The sequence below is a fragment of the Pseudomonas sp. C5pp genome (assembly GCF_000814065.1).
GTDB classification, from domain to species: Bacteria; Pseudomonadota; Gammaproteobacteria; order Pseudomonadales; family Pseudomonadaceae; genus Aquipseudomonas; species Aquipseudomonas asiatica.
In genome coordinates, this window is record NZ_JWLN01000026.1 from 50,573 (window position 1) to 64,113 (window position 13,541).

16 protein-coding genes and 1 tRNA gene are annotated in these 13,541 nt (G+C 62.5%); 12 read left to right on the plus strand and 5 right to left on the minus strand.

What is annotated here, in order from left to right:
• Positions 1 to 78 precede the first annotated feature (78 nt).
• From RR51_RS20055 to RR51_RS20065, 3 genes are read left to right on the plus strand one after another with little or no spacing between them, the layout of a single operon-like run.
• Positions 79 to 783: an SDR family oxidoreductase gene (locus RR51_RS20055; protein ID WP_039614491.1), complete on the plus strand. Its 705-nt coding sequence runs from the start codon at positions 79 to 81 to the stop codon at positions 781 to 783.
• A gap of 55 nt (positions 784 to 838) precedes the next feature.
• Complete coding sequence (locus RR51_RS20060; protein WP_039614492.1) at positions 839 to 1,393, plus strand: pyridoxamine 5'-phosphate oxidase family protein; 555 nt, start codon at positions 839 to 841, stop codon at positions 1,391 to 1,393.
• Positions 1,394 to 1,433: 40 nt separating this feature from the next.
• Positions 1,434 to 1,724, plus strand: coding sequence for a DUF1330 domain-containing protein (locus RR51_RS20065; protein WP_003257408.1), 291 nt, complete (start codon positions 1,434 to 1,436; stop codon positions 1,722 to 1,724).
• Between the two features lie 283 nt (positions 1,725 to 2,007).
• On the opposite strand, the gene RR51_RS20070 is transcribed toward RR51_RS20065, so the two are convergent.
• Positions 2,008 to 2,081, minus strand: a tRNA-Cys gene (locus RR51_RS20070).
• A gap of 154 nt (positions 2,082 to 2,235) precedes the next feature.
• Positions 2,236 to 3,255: a protease SohB gene (gene sohB, locus RR51_RS20075; protein WP_023662815.1), complete on the minus strand. Its 1,020-nt coding sequence runs from the start codon at positions 3,253 to 3,255 to the stop codon at positions 2,236 to 2,238.
• Positions 3,256 to 3,452: 197 nt separating this feature from the next.
• Between sohB and RR51_RS20080 the strand changes: the two genes are divergently transcribed.
• From RR51_RS20080 to RR51_RS20095, 4 genes are all read left to right on the plus strand, one after another.
• Positions 3,453 to 4,163 carry a histidine phosphatase family protein gene (locus RR51_RS20080; RefSeq protein WP_039614493.1) on the plus strand — a complete coding sequence of 237 codons (711 nt, stop codon included), beginning with the start codon at positions 3,453 to 3,455 and terminating at the stop codon, positions 4,161 to 4,163.
• A 56-nt stretch (positions 4,164 to 4,219) separates the two neighbouring features.
• Positions 4,220 to 4,537: an SCP2 sterol-binding domain-containing protein gene (locus RR51_RS20085; RefSeq protein ID WP_003257405.1), complete on the plus strand. Its 318-nt coding sequence runs from the start codon at positions 4,220 to 4,222 to the stop codon at positions 4,535 to 4,537.
• Positions 4,538 to 4,742: 205 nt separating this feature from the next.
• Positions 4,743 to 5,810 carry a phosphotransferase family protein gene (locus RR51_RS20090; RefSeq protein ID WP_023662816.1) on the plus strand — a complete coding sequence of 356 codons (1,068 nt, stop codon included), beginning with the start codon at positions 4,743 to 4,745 and terminating at the stop codon, positions 5,808 to 5,810.
• A 36-nt stretch (positions 5,811 to 5,846) separates the two neighbouring features.
• A complete protein-coding gene (locus tag RR51_RS20095; protein WP_039614494.1) occupies positions 5,847 to 6,614 on the plus strand; it encodes an SDR family oxidoreductase in 768 nt (255 codons plus the stop codon).
• Here RR51_RS20095 and RR51_RS20100 read toward each other — a convergent pair whose 3' ends face one another.
• Both RR51_RS20100 and RR51_RS20105 read right to left on the minus strand, forming a co-directional pair.
• Positions 6,615 to 7,436 carry a class I SAM-dependent methyltransferase gene (locus tag RR51_RS20100; RefSeq protein ID WP_039614495.1) on the minus strand — a complete coding sequence of 274 codons (822 nt, stop codon included), beginning with the start codon at positions 7,434 to 7,436 and terminating at the stop codon, positions 6,615 to 6,617. It lies immediately after the preceding gene.
• Between the two features lie 215 nt (positions 7,437 to 7,651).
• On the minus strand, positions 7,652 to 8,002 hold the full coding sequence (locus tag RR51_RS20105; protein ID WP_015270907.1) for a hypothetical protein: 351 nt from the start codon (positions 8,000 to 8,002) through the stop codon (positions 7,652 to 7,654).
• A gap of 114 nt (positions 8,003 to 8,116) precedes the next feature.
• Between RR51_RS20105 and RR51_RS20110 the strand changes: the two genes are divergently transcribed.
• The 5 genes from RR51_RS20110 (at position 8,117) to RR51_RS20130 (ending at position 12,716) form a co-directional block, all read left to right on the plus strand.
• On the plus strand, positions 8,117 to 8,407 hold the full coding sequence (locus tag RR51_RS20110) for an RcnB family protein (RefSeq protein ID WP_003257402.1): 291 nt from the start codon (positions 8,117 to 8,119) through the stop codon (positions 8,405 to 8,407).
• Positions 8,408 to 8,536: 129 nt separating this feature from the next.
• Positions 8,537 to 8,728, plus strand: coding sequence for a hypothetical protein (locus RR51_RS29535; protein WP_003257401.1), 192 nt, complete (start codon positions 8,537 to 8,539; stop codon positions 8,726 to 8,728).
• Positions 8,729 to 8,802: 74 nt separating this feature from the next.
• The gene (locus tag RR51_RS20120) at positions 8,803 to 9,186 is read left to right on the plus strand and encodes a glycine zipper domain-containing protein (RefSeq protein WP_013973215.1); all 384 of its coding nucleotides are present in this window, start codon (positions 8,803 to 8,805) and stop codon (positions 9,184 to 9,186) included.
• A 138-nt stretch (positions 9,187 to 9,324) separates the two neighbouring features.
• Positions 9,325 to 11,154 carry an SLC13 family permease gene (locus tag RR51_RS20125; RefSeq protein WP_039614496.1) on the plus strand — a complete coding sequence of 610 codons (1,830 nt, stop codon included), beginning with the start codon at positions 9,325 to 9,327 and terminating at the stop codon, positions 11,152 to 11,154.
• A gap of 137 nt (positions 11,155 to 11,291) precedes the next feature.
• Positions 11,292 to 12,716: a GGDEF domain-containing protein gene (locus RR51_RS20130; protein ID WP_039614497.1), complete on the plus strand. Its 1,425-nt coding sequence runs from the start codon at positions 11,292 to 11,294 to the stop codon at positions 12,714 to 12,716.
• A 1-nt stretch (position 12,717) separates the two neighbouring features.
• Here the strand turns inward: RR51_RS20130 and RR51_RS20135 are convergent, their stop codons facing one another.
• Positions 12,718 to 13,479, minus strand: a complete 762-nt coding sequence (locus RR51_RS20135) for a sulfite exporter TauE/SafE family protein (protein WP_023662099.1) — start codon at positions 13,477 to 13,479, stop codon at positions 12,718 to 12,720.
• Positions 13,480 to 13,541 lie beyond the last annotated feature (62 nt).

The following is a 13,541-nucleotide window of genomic DNA, read 5'->3' on the forward strand; positions in this document are numbered from 1 at the left end:
TAGCTGTCTCCCTCACCAATGGGGCTGCTGCTAAGGTGAATGCACCTGAAAAATCAGCATTGAGAGATTGGAGGCAGCATGTCAGTAGAAAAAGTTGCGATTATCACGGCAGGTGGCAGCGGCATGGGCGCTGCGGCAGCACGACGCCTGGCCGCCGAAGGCTTCAAGGTTGGGATTCTCTCCTCTTCGGGCAAGGGCGAGGCGTTGGCTGCCGAACTCGGCGGTATTGGTGTAACCGGTAGCAACCAGTCGGTTGAAGACCTGCAACGCCTGGTCGACGCTGTCGTGGAGAAGTGGGGCCGTATCGATGTGCTGGTCAATAGCGCCGGCCATGGTCCACGCGCGCCAATCCTGGAAATCAGCGACGAGGATTGGCACAAGGGCATGGATACTTACCTGCTCAATGTCATTCGCCCGACTCGGCTGGTGACGCCTTACATGCAGCGTCAGAAGAGCGGAGTGATCATCAACATCTCCACTGCCTGGGCGTTCGAACCCAGCGAACTGTTCCCGACTTCTGCGGTATTCCGCTCGGGCCTTGCCGCGTTCACTAAGATCTTCGCCGACAATTTCGCCGGCGATAACGTGCGAATCAACAACGTCCTCCCTGGCTGGATCGACAGCTTGCCGAGCACCGAGCAACGCCGCGACAGCGTGCCGCTCAAGCGCTACGGCACCAGCGAAGAAATCGCTGCGACCATTGCGTTCCTTGCTAGCGAAGGCGCGGCCTACATCACCGGGCAGAACATCAGGGTCGATGGCGGCGTAACACGCAGCATTTGATCGTCCGTGGCCGCAGCATTGCTGCGGCCCTCGTTTCATGGAACATGGTTATTTCATGCTGGACGATCTGTTTCAGACCATATGGGCGCAACTGGCGATCCCGGTCGGCCCCGTGCGCAACCCTTATCGGCTCATGCAACTGTCCACCTTGGACGAGCAAGGATGGCCCGCCTCCAGAACAGTTGTGCTGCGAGATGCCGATGCCCGTGCAGGCGCGCTGTACTTTTACGCGGACAGGCGCTCGGCAAAATGCACGCAGATTGCCGTTGATCCACGCGTTGCACTAACGGCACTGAGCCCTTGCGGCCTGACCCAGGTGCGCATGGAGGGGCTTGCCACCCTGGTCGAGGATATCGAGTATCGACGACGCTGCTGGTCGGCGGCGCGTGACAAGACACAGGCATTGTTCCGTCATGGCGCTGTGCCGGGGCAGGTGATTGAAAGCCCTGAAGTAGCCTACGAACGCATCCAGGGCGGTTTCGAGCACTTCGCAATCCTATGCATCGAGCCGCGAACGCTGGAGTGGTTGGATCTCACACGACCCGTTCAGCAACGAGCTCGCTTCCTGCGCCATGAAGGATTGTGGCAATCCTCCTGGCTGGCTCCCTGAGGCAGGCTTCTCGTACAGAACATGCAAACAGGAGTAATTGATGAAAGGTTACTGGATCATTCTGGGGACTGCTGTTACCGACACGCAGGCGCAGCAGGAATATGTCCGGTTGTGGGCGCCAATCGCCGAGCAGTATGGCGCCAGGCTCAAGGTTCTCGATTCGACAGCGCTGGTCGAGTCGCATACCAGCACGCGGGCGCTAGCGGTCGAGTTCGACAGTTATGCCCAGGCCAAAGCGTGCTATGCCGATCCCGCCTATTCGGAAGCAAAGGCGATGGCATTACGCGCCTATCGTCGTGAGTTGATCATTGTTGAGGGGGATTTAGGCTGATGAAGGGTCGAGCGCTGATACGGCCGCCATGGGGCGATAGCGGCCCGCATCGTTCCCCTTTCTCGACGCTAATGGAGGAGGCTCCAGCAGAACTGAAGGCCCATAACGAAAAACCCCGCAGACTGTCATCTGCGGGGTTTTGAATTGTGGAGGCCGCCAGGGACACTTGGGACATGCAATTTTCTTCGGATGTCCCCGGATTGTCCCAAATGACGAGAGTCAGCAAAATCCGCAGGCATGAAAAAAGCCCCGCAACCTCAATGGCTGCGGGGCTTTCGAATGGTGGAGGCCGAGGTCGGAATCGAACCGGCGTAGACGGATTTGCAATCCGGAGCATAACCACTTTGCTACTCGGCCTCAAAGGTCGGATCTAGCAGCTTGCGCTTCGCTATCTCCTTGAAACGCTGAACCTTTTTCAAAGTTTGCTGCGTTTCGATGGGCGCCATTATGTCTTCATTCCTTTAACCTTGCAACCCCCTGAACGAAAAAAAATTTCAACGGGTTCAAGGTGTTAGCGCAGGCGGCCGAGTTTACTCCACAAGCCCACCACTGTGTTCTCCACGGTGCCACTGGCAGCCATGCCGATTCGCTCCTGCAGGCTCTTGCGTTCGGCGTAGTGCAGGTGGAACAGGTTGGCGTTGCGCGCGCGTTCGCTGAGGTACTCGTCGCTGGTCTGCAGCTCGTCCACCAGCTTGCGGTTGAGTGCAGCGACGCCCAGCCAGACTTCGCCGGTGGCCACTTCGTCGATGTGCAGCTGCGGGCGATAGCGGGCAACGAAGTCCTTGAACAGCTGATGGGTGATGTCCAGGTCTTCCTGGAACTTCTCCCGGCCCTTCTCGGTGTTCTCGCCGAACACAGTTAGGGTGCGCTTGTATTCACCGGCGGTCAGCACTTCGAAATCGATGTCGTGCTTCTTCAGCAGGCGGTTGACGTTGGGCAGCTGCGCCACCACGCCAATGGAACCCAATACGGCGAACGGTGCGCTGACGATCTTCTCGCCGATACAGGCCATCATGTACCCGCCACTGGCGGCTACCTTGTCGATGCACACGGTCAACGGGATGCCGGCTTGGCGAATGCGCGCCAGCTGCGATGCGGCCAGGCCGTAGCTGTGCACCAGGCCACCACCGCTTTCAAGGCGTAGCACCACCTCGTCGCGCGGGGTGGCGAGGGTGAGCAGCGCGGTGATTTCGTTGCGCAGGCTTTCGGTGGCAGAAGCTTTGATGTCGCCATCGAAATCCAGCACGAAGACCCGGCCCTTTTCCTCGGCCTTGCCCTTCTTCTGCCGCTTTTCCGCCTTGGCCTGCTGCTTGCGCAGGGCCTTGAGCTGGGCCTTGTCGAGCAGGCCGGATTCCAGGCGCTCGCGCAGGTCCTTGTAGAACTCGTTCAGGCGGGTGACCTGCAATTGCCCACCCGACTTGCGCCGCCCCTTGCCGCGCAGCCCGGCGATGGCCGACAGCACTATCAGGATGGCGATGACCAGGGTGGCGGTTTTGGCGAGAAAGCTTGCGTATTCAGCAAGAAACTCCACGTTGACTCCTTAAAGACTTGCGCCACTACGGCGCGTAACTGTAGCAAGCATACCGTTGCGCCTGAGGTGCTGCCAGCCGCGGTAAACGCTGGCAACATCTTTCAAACAACCTTTTCAAACGCTTGTATGTTTTTTCGTTGACAGCCCGTGTGCCGCATCCTAACCTCGCAGCAACCTCCAACAGGCCGGAACCTTTCGTGGGCAACCTCTACCTGATCCGACATGGCCAAGCCTCCTTCGGCGCCGATGACTACGATGTCCTCTCGCCCGTGGGTGTGCGCCAGAGCCAGGCCCTGGGTGAGCACCTGGCACAGCTCGGTGTAAGGCTGGACCGCTGCGTGGCAGGCGACCTGCGCCGCCAGCAGGATACCGCGCGCCTGGCCCTGGATGCATTGCACGCCAATGGCTGCCCGGTGCCGGCTGTTGAGACCGATGCAGCATTCAATGAGTTCGATGCCGATGGTGTGATCCGCGCCTTGTTGCCCGGGCTGCTGCCTCAGGAGCCCGACGCCCTGCACGTCCTGCGCAATGGCGCGCAGCACCGCAGCGAGTTCCAGCGCCTGTTCGCACTGATGGTGCAGCGTTGGCACGATGGCGAACATGCCGACGATGGCCTGGAGACCTGGCAGGCGTTCACCGCCCGCGTGCAAGGCGGCCTGCAGCGCGTACTGGATGCCGCCGGCAGCGGTGACAATATCGCCATATTCACCTCGGGCGGTACCATTGCCGCCCTGCTCCACCTGGTTACCTGTATTACCCCCGGCCAGGCGTTCGCCCTGAACTGGCAGATCATCAACACGTCGCTCAGCCAACTGAAGTTCCGCGGCCGCGACGTGGCACTGTCTTCCTTCAACAGCCAGGCCCATGTGCAGCTGTTGAGGGAGCCGGAGCTTGTCACCTATCGATGAGCCCGGCTTGTTGTGTCCCTGCGGGGACGTGTAAATCACTCTATAAGGAATGCGCCATGACCTCCGTAGCTGATGCCGTCAAAAAGATGCAAGAGAAGTTCAACCCATCCGCTGCCGCCGGCCTGGACCTGGTGTTCGGCTTCAACATCACCGACGAAGACAAGCACTACGCACTGATCGTCAAGGACGGCACCTGCGACCTGCAGGAAGGCGAAAACCCGGATGCCAACTGCACCCTGGTGATGGACAGCGAAACCCTGAAGGGTATCGTCAGCGGCGAAACCGACGGCATGCAGGCATTCATGGGCGGCAAGCTGCGCGTTGAAGGCGACATGATGCTGTCGATGAAGCTCAGCGAGCTGTTCCCGTCCTGAGGGCTGGAAATAGCGGATGATCGAAAAACCGAAGCCTGACCGGCTTCGGTTTTTTTTTGCCCGCCTGTTCGGGCCCTGTCGCTTCATCAAGGCAGTTGATCAGACAGCAACACCCCCACCTATATGGCATCTGGCACGCTTGTCCCATCCCCGGCGGACCATTAGATTAGCCAATAGTCCTTGCGATCGAGAATAAGGAAAACGCATGACACTCACCGACCAGTCCACCCAGGTACGCCCCGGCGAAGAACTCGACGCGGCTGTCATCGACCCTTACCTCAAAGCCAACATCCGCGGCCTGGATGGCCTGCCGAGCATCAGCCAGTTCCCTGGCGGCGCCTCCAACCTTACCTACCTGGTCAGCTACCCGGGCCGCGACTTCGTGCTGCGCCGTCCACCGTTCGGGCAGAAGGCTAAGTCGGCCCACGACATGGGCCGCGAGTTTCGCATCCTCAACCAGCTGAACAGCGGCTTCCCCTACTGCCCCAAGGCCTATGTGCACTGCACCGATAGCAGCCTGATCGGCGGAGAGTTCTATGTGATGGAGCGGGTCAAGGGCGTTATCCTGCGCTCGGACATCCCGGCCGAGCTGGGCCTCGACGCCAACCGCACCGAGGCCCTGTGCAAGAGCTTCATCGACCGCCTGGTGGAACTGCACCAGGTGGACTACAACGCCTGCGGCCTGGCCGACCTGGGCAAACCGGAAGGCTATGTGCAGCGCCAGATCGAGGGCTGGACCAGCCGCTATGAAAAGGCCCTGACCCCCGACGCCCCGCGCTGGGAACAGGTGACTGCCTGGCTGCACGAGAAAATGCCCGCCGACCACCCGAGGCCCGGCATCGTGCACAACGACTACCGTTTCGACAACGTGATCCTCGATGCCGACAACCCCATGCGCATCATCGGCGTGCTGGACTGGGAAATGGCCACCTTGGGCGACCCGCTGATGGACCTGGGCAACAGCCTGGCCTACTGGATCGAGGCCGACGACCCGGCGCCGGTGCAGCTGATGCGTCGCCAGCCGAGCAACGCGCCGGGCATGCTCACCCGCCGCCAGTTCGTCGATTACTACGCCGAGCGCGCCGGCATCCGCCTGGACAACTTCGATTACTACTATTGCTACGGCCTGTTCCGCCTGGCCGGCATCGTCCAGCAGATTTACTACCGCTATTACCACGGCCAGACCCAGGACAAGCGCTTCGCCCAGTTCATCCACATGAACCGCTTGCTGGAGCAGATGACCTTGCAGGTCATCGCCAAGTCCAGCCTCTGAGCCCCGACCTAGACGACGGATAACAAGGAAAACAGCATGTCCAAGACCCACCTGTTCGACCTCGACGGCAAGATTGCCTTCGTTTCCGGCGCCAGCCGTGGCATCGGCGAGGCCATCGCCCACCTGTTGGCCCAGCAAGGTGCCCATGTGATTGTGTCCAGCCGCAAGCTCGACGGTTGCCAGCAGGTGGCTGATGCCATCATCGCCGCCGGTGGCAAGGCAACGGCGGTGGCCTGCCACATCGGTGAACTGGAGCAGATCCAGCAGGTGTTTGCCGGCATCCGCGAACAATTCGGGCGGCTGGACATCCTGGTCAACAATGCGGCGACCAACCCGCAGTTCTGCAACGTGCTGGATACCGACCCAGGGGCTTTCCAGAAGACCGTGGACGTGAACATCCGGGGCTACTTCTTCATGTCGGTCGAGGCCGGCAAGCTGATGCGCGAGCAAGGTGGCGGCAGCATCATCAACGTGGCGTCGATCAACGGGGTTTCACCCGGCCTGTTCCAGGGCATCTACTCGGTGACCAAGGCGGCAGTCATCAACATGACCAAGGTGTTCGCCAAGGAGTGCGCGCAGTTCGGGATCCGCTGCAACGCCCTGCTGCCAGGCCTGACCGACACCAAGTTCGCCTCGGCACTGGTGAAGAACGACGCCATCCTCAACGCCGCGCTGCAGCAGATCCCGCTCAAGCGCGTGGCCGACCCCAAGGAAATGGCCGGCGCCGTGTTGTACCTGGCCAGCGATGCTTCCAGCTACACCACCGGTACCGCACTCAATGTCGACGGTGGCTACCTGTCCTGATCAGGCTTTTACTGCAACCAGGGTGTAGCTCAGGGGCAGGCGTGCGGGCTGCTCGCGCAGGCGATATTCACCGTCGTCGCCCTTGACCATCTGCCCCGGCAGCGCCTCCCAGGGGATGCTCTGGTGCTCGACCAGGGCGGTCAGTTGCAGGCCGTGGGCCAGCAAGGCGCTGATCACCTCGCCCAAGCCGTGGTTCCACTCGTGGGTTTCGATGTGGGAAAGACGCTGATCGGTTTCGACGTAGGTCTGGTCGTTGTGCCACACCGTCGGCTCTTCGTGTTCGAAATACGGGTATTCGAGTTGCAGGCGGTCCTGGTGGTCTTCGTTGACTGCCATCAGCATCGGGTGCCCGTCGCGCAGGAACAACCGCCCACCCGGCTTCAGCAGGGCCGCGACAGTACGCGCCCACGGCTCGATGCGAGGCAGCCAGCAGAGCGCGCCGATGCCGGTGTAGACCAGGTCGAACGTGCCGGCCGGCAACACCTTGTCGGCGGCGTAGACGTCGGACTCGACATACGCGATGGGTGCCGCACAGCGCTGGGCCAACGCACGCGCCTCGGCCAGCGAAGCCGCGGAATAGTCCAGGCCACAGACCTTGGCACCAAGGCGCGCCAGCGAGAGGGTATCGGTACCGATGTGGCACTGCAGGTGGACGGCGTTGAGCCCGTCGATATTGCCAAGCAATGGCAGGTCGAAGCGTACGGTTTCGGAAAGGTGTTCGGGATGCTGGACGAGCCGTTCGACTTCGTAGTCGTTGGAAGCAGCGTGCAGCGGGGCACGTTCATCCCAGCTGGCGCGGTTGAGTTGCAGTGAGCGGTCCATGGTGTCTTCCTTGATTCGTGGGGGCTCATGCTAGCCTCCACCAATCTCCCTGCGACAGGACAGCCTTGCTGAAAATTGTAAAGCTGGTGCGGTCACTGTGGGAGCGGGCGTGCCCGCGAAGAAACAACGCGGTGGCTGGCACCGGCTACGCCGGTGTTCGCGGGCGCGCCCGCTCCCACCCGACCACACAGAGCCCCTGCCAAGTCAACCAGCCGTTACAGGCAGGTCGCCGCCGCCGCCCGGCGCTGCAGGGCCACACCGTCGTTCTTCTGCGCGTAGTAATCCACCCGCGCCCCACCCACCTGCGGGTACACGTCCACGAACGCCTCGGCCTCACGGGTATACACGGTGAAGCCACCTTGCTTGCGTGGTTCGAGATAACCACTGGCGTCGTCGCCGAATACCTTCTCTTCCTGCCAGCTGAACTGGATGCACTGGGCCACCAGTTCCGGCGCCTTGTGCGAGTCGAGCTGCGCGGTCGGCTTGCCGCCTCGGGCCGTTTCCATGGTCGCAGAAGCACAACCGACCAGCATCAACGCCGCGGCCATCGGCAGAATCGCACGCATGTTCCATCCTCAGGATAAAAAAGAAGGCGACTCTAGCACTGGCAAGCATCGCGAGTGAATTGTCGCGCTCAGGTGGCTGTCGCAGATAAGGCATTCCGTCACAAGGAGATAACCATGAAACTGCACCACCTGCTGTTCGCCGTCCTTGCCAGCCTGCCCCTGGCTGCCACCGCAGCCCCCTCCAGCGAAGAAAGCGTCACCGCACCAGAAACCCACAACCGCGAGCTCAAGGTCGGCGACAAGGCACCCGACCAGTACAAACGCGATGACCAGGCTATCAAGGACTGGAAAGCCAAGGGCCTGCCAGCACCGGAAAAGGAAAGCCACTGGGTAGACATGGGTGGGCGCTACGTGCTGGTGCAGATCACCAACGGTGTGGTGCTGGCGATCCAGTCAGCCCGCTGATTCAACACTCTTCACTCCCGCCGCTCTCGCTGGCACGACAATTTTTTGCCTGCCAGCGAAACCAAATGGATCCTTTCCAGTCTCAGGAGGTGTGCCGTAAACCATTGCGGATCAAGGACCTATATCGTGATGACCCGTCTTGCAAGCCTTTCGCTGATTGCTGTTGTCCTGCTGACTGCCGGGTGCCATAGCCATCGCTACCATGACGACGACGATGGCTGGCGTGACCGTGACCGTGACCATCGCCACCACCATCGGCATGACCGCGACGACGATGATGACGACTATCGTCGATATCGTGGTGACCGCTACTACCGCTGAAACGTCTTTTTCAACCCTGGCCCGCCGCCCATTGCGCGGCACCTTAACCTGATGATTCCTTTGAGGTTCGTATCATGCGTCTGACTCTGCCTTCCCTTGCCCTCGGCCTGCTGCTGTGCCAGGGCGCTTTCGCCGGTGACGGTACCGCCGCCATTGGCGGTGGCCTGGGTGGTGTTCTGGGTAACGTTGTCGGTCAACAGATCGGCGGCAAAACGGGGGCGGCCATCGGCGCCGGCCTCGGCGGCGCAGCCGGCAGTGCGGTAGGTGCACGCAAGGGCAACCGTACCGAAGCCGCCATTGGCGGTGGCCTGGGCTCGGCGGGCGGTTCGCTGCTGGGCGGCGCGGTGGGCGGCAAGACCGGCTCCACCGTGGGTGCCGGCCTGGGTGGTGCGGCCGGTGGTGCCATCGGCAACCACCTGGGCGACAACAACGGCAAGCACCACCGTCACCGTCACTGATTCCAGTGACAAAGGGGCCGCACAGCGGCCCCTTTTGTTTTGCAAACCCTGCAGTACATCAACACCCCCTTCAGCACAATCCGGCACACTGGCTGCTACTGTCTATCGTGCCCCCGTGTGAAGGAACACCCCCTCCCCATGAACCAAGAGCTGCTATGGGTCCTTGGCCTGCTGGCCATCGTCATCACCCTGTTCGTCATCAACCGCCCACGCATGGACGTGGTCGCGCTACTGGTGATCCTCGCCCTGCCGCTGTCGGGCATCCTCACCGTGGAGCAGGCGCTGGCCGGTTTCAGTGACCCCAACGTGGTGTTGATCGCCGCCTTGTTCGTGATCGGTGAAGGCCTGGTGCGCACCGGCATTGCCTACCGTATCGGCGAATGGATGAGCGAGCGGGCCGGCAACAGCGAGGCGCGCCTGCTGGTGTTGCTTATGGTAGCCGTGGCGGGGCTGGGTTCGATGATGAGCTCCACCGGCGTGGTGGCCATTTTCATTCCGGTGGTGCTGAGCATCGCTGCACGCCTGCAGCTTTCGCCCGCCCGCCTGATGATGCCGCTGGCTTTCGCCGGCCTGATCAGCGGCATGCTCAGCCTGGTGGCCACCCCCCCCAACGTGGTTGTACACAGCGAGCTGGTACGCCATGGCGAAGCAGGCTTCAGCTTCTTCAGCTTCACCCCGTTCGGCCTGGTGGTGCTGGTGCTGGGCATCGGCTACATGCTGCTGACCCGGCACTGGCTGAATGGCGAAGTGCGCAAGGACGGCCGCGTGGAAAGCCGCCGCACCCTGCTGGACCTGGTGCTGGACTACAAACTCAATGGCCGTGAACGGCGCCTGCGCATCCGCCCCCATTCACCGCTGATCGGTCATACCCTGGGCGAGCTGGAGCTGCGCACCCGGCATGGCGCCAACGTGATCGGCATCGAGCGCCAGCACAAGTTCACCACGCGGGTGATCGCCGCCGACTCCAGCACCGTGCTGCACCAGGGCGATGTGCTGCTGCTCGACCTGTTCGCCAACCGCGACGACCTGCGCAGCCTGTGCCAGACCATGCAGCTGGAGCCGCTGCACTTCAAGGCGGCCTACTTCATCGACCAGTCCCAGGAGCTGGGCATGGCCGAGGTATTGCTGCCACCGGGTTCGAAACTGCTCGGCAAGAGCATCCTCGAACTGGCCTTCCGCACGCGCTTCGACCTCAACGTTGTCGGATTGCGCCGCGAGCAGGTGGCGATCGAAGAACAGCTGGTGGAAGAAAAGCTGCGCCTGGGCGACACCCTGCTGGTAGTCGGCCCGTGGAAAGCCGTGCGCCAGTTGCAAAGCAAGCCCAAGGACTTCCTGGTACTGAGCCTGCCCGCGGAAATCGACCTGGTCGCGCCCGCCCGCACCCGCGCACCACAGGCGTTGCTGAGCCTGGCGGTGATGGTCGGGCTGATGGTCAGCGGCGCGGTCCCCAATGTCATTGCCGCGCTGATCGGCTGCCTGCTGATGGGCGCAGGCCGCTGCATCGACATGAACAGCGCCTACCGGGCCATCCACTGGCAAAGCCTGGTGCTGATCGTCGGTATGCTGCCCTTTGCCCAGGCGCTGCAGAAAACCGGCGGCATCGACCTGGCAGTGGGCGGCCTGGTCAGCGTGCTGGGCGGTGCCGGCCCCAGTGCCATCCTTGCCTGCCTGTTCGCGGTCACGGCGGTGATCGGCCTGTTCATCTCCAACACGGCCACTGCGGTACTGATGGCCCCCGTGGCCGTCAGCACCGCCACGCAGCTGGGCATGTCGCCCTACCCTTTTGCCATGACCGTGGCACTGGCTGCCTCGGCGGCCTTCATGACGCCGGTGTCATCGCCGGTGAACACCCTGGTACTTGGCCCGGGGCAATACCGCTTCGCTGACTTTGTCAAAGTTGGCGTGCCGTTCACCATACTGGTGATGCTGGTGACCGTGTTGATGGTGCCGTGGTTCTTCGGGCTGTAGGGTTTGGCTACGAATGAAGGCGATTTGGCATTATCTCGACCGATCGCGGCAGATTGACATCAAGTCCCCTGACGAAACACACTTATGCGCAATTGCCCCAGGTGGTTCAAGCCGTTGTCCTGGATTTCGTTTCCGCCTTGCCGGTCGAGCCCATGGTTTTTCCAGCCCAATCGCGCTTGTTGCACTACGTCGTTCTACTCGGCCTGACCTTCGCCCTGACCCTGGGCGGCATCCTGGCCCGCCCGATCGAATCCCTGTCGCTGTTCTGGCCGGTCAATGCGGTCCTGGCTGGGGTGCTACTGCGCTACCCCCGCCAAGCCACGCTGACGGGCTTTACCCTGGTCTGGCTGGCCATGGTCGGCGCCGACCTGCTGTGCGGCAGCGCCTGGGTGCCTGCCCTGTGGTTCAACCTGTGCAACCTGGGCGTGGTGGTCACCCTCTGGCTGATGCTCTCGCGCTTGCCACGCCTGCACCGACGGATGCGTACTCCCCACGGCGTCCTCAGCGTGTTCGGCGCCAGTGCCGCCGGGGCAATAGTGGCTGCCAGCATGGCGGCGGCAGTGGCCGCGCCGTGGTTCGAACAGTCGTTGCGCGCTACCTGGCTGGCCTGGTTCAGTGAACAGTTCTCGACCAGCGTGCTGGTGCTGCCAGTGCTGCTGACAGCCCCTTCGGCACGAGCGCTGGTGCGCGGTGGCGCCCAGGCCATCCGCCTGGCGCCGTTGCTGGTGCTGCTGGCCTCGCTGGCGTTCAGCATTGCCTTCGGCGGCCCCGGGGCCATTGCCTTCCCGATTGCCGCGCTGCTGTGGTGCGCCTGGACTTACTCACCGTTCCTGGTTTCTCTGCTGACACTCACCGCTGGCAGCACGCTGATCGTGGCGGTGGCGCAAAACCTCATGCATTTCAGCGTGCCGCAAAGCGAGCCCGGAGTGACCACACTGATGTCGGCGCGCCTGGGCATCGCCATGCTGGTGCTCGGGCCGCTGGTGGTGGCCTGCGTCAGCCAGGCCAACCGCAGCCTGATGGCCCGCCTGGCGCATCAGGCCAGCATCGACCACCTCACAGGTGTGCTCACCCGCAGCGCCTTCACCCGCCGCGCCAACGCGCTGCTGGAAAGCCGCCAGCAACACGCCCAGGCGCTGCCGCTGACCCTGATGATGCTAGACATCGACCACTTCAAGTCGATCAATGATGTCCATGGCCATGCGGTCGGTGACCAGGTGCTGCGCCAGTTCGCCAGCACCCTGCAGGACCAGTTGCACGATGGTGAACTGTTCGCTCGCCTGGGCGGCGAGGAATTTGTCGTGATCCTACCGGGCCTAGCGCCAGATCGGGCCAAGTTCACTGCCGAGCGCCTGCGCCGTGCGGTGCAGGACCTGCATGTGATGCAGGCCGGCCAGTCCCTGCAGATCACCGTCAGTATCGGCCTGGCCGGTTGTGCCACCGACATGCCGGCCCCCACCCTTGATGAACTGCTGGCACGCGCCGACCAGGCGCTGTACCGGGCCAAGGCCCATGGCCGCAATCGCGTCGAACAGGCCGAGCCACAACGCCAGGCGATGTGAACTAGCCACCCAGCAGGTCCCACGTCAACTTGGCGATCAGCACGCACAAGAGCACCAGGAACAACCCACGCACAAAGCCCGCGCCCTTGCGCACCGCCAGCCAGGTACCGGTCAGCGCGCCGAGGATGTTGCACACCGCCATGGGCAAGGCGATGGCGTACAGCACATTGCCTGATGGTACGAAGAACACCAGCGCCGCCAGGTTGGTGGCGATGTTCACCACCTTGGCCGACGCCGAGGCGTGCAGGAAGTCCAAGGCGAAGAAGCGGATGAACAGGAAGATCAGGAAGCTGCCGGTACCCGGCCCGAACAGGCCATCGTAAAAGCCGATCGCACCACCGATCAGTACCGCCAGGCACTGCTCCTTGCGGCCGATCCTTGTGGGTTTGTGCAGCGTGCCGAAGTCCTTCTTGCAGAAGGTGTAGATGGCCATCAGCACAATCAGCACCAGCACCGCCGGGCGCATCACGCTGGGCGGCACCAGCGACACCGTGGCGGCACCGGCGAACGACATTACGAACGCACTGAGCGCTGCCGGCACGATCAATCCCCAGTCCAGCGTCACCCTGCGGATGAACGAACGCGCAGCGAAGGCCGTGCCACACACCGACGCCAGCTTGTTGCTACCGAGCAGTGCCGCCGGTTGCGCGGTGGGCAGCACGTTGAACAAGGCCGGAATCTGGATCAGCCCACCGCCACCCACGGCGGCGTCGATCAGCCCAGCGGCGAAGGCGAACACGGAAAGCACAGCGATATCCATCATGACGCGGTTCCAGGCAGTTAAGACGCCTGCAAGGCTAATCAAAGTGCCGCGCTTGTGTTGAA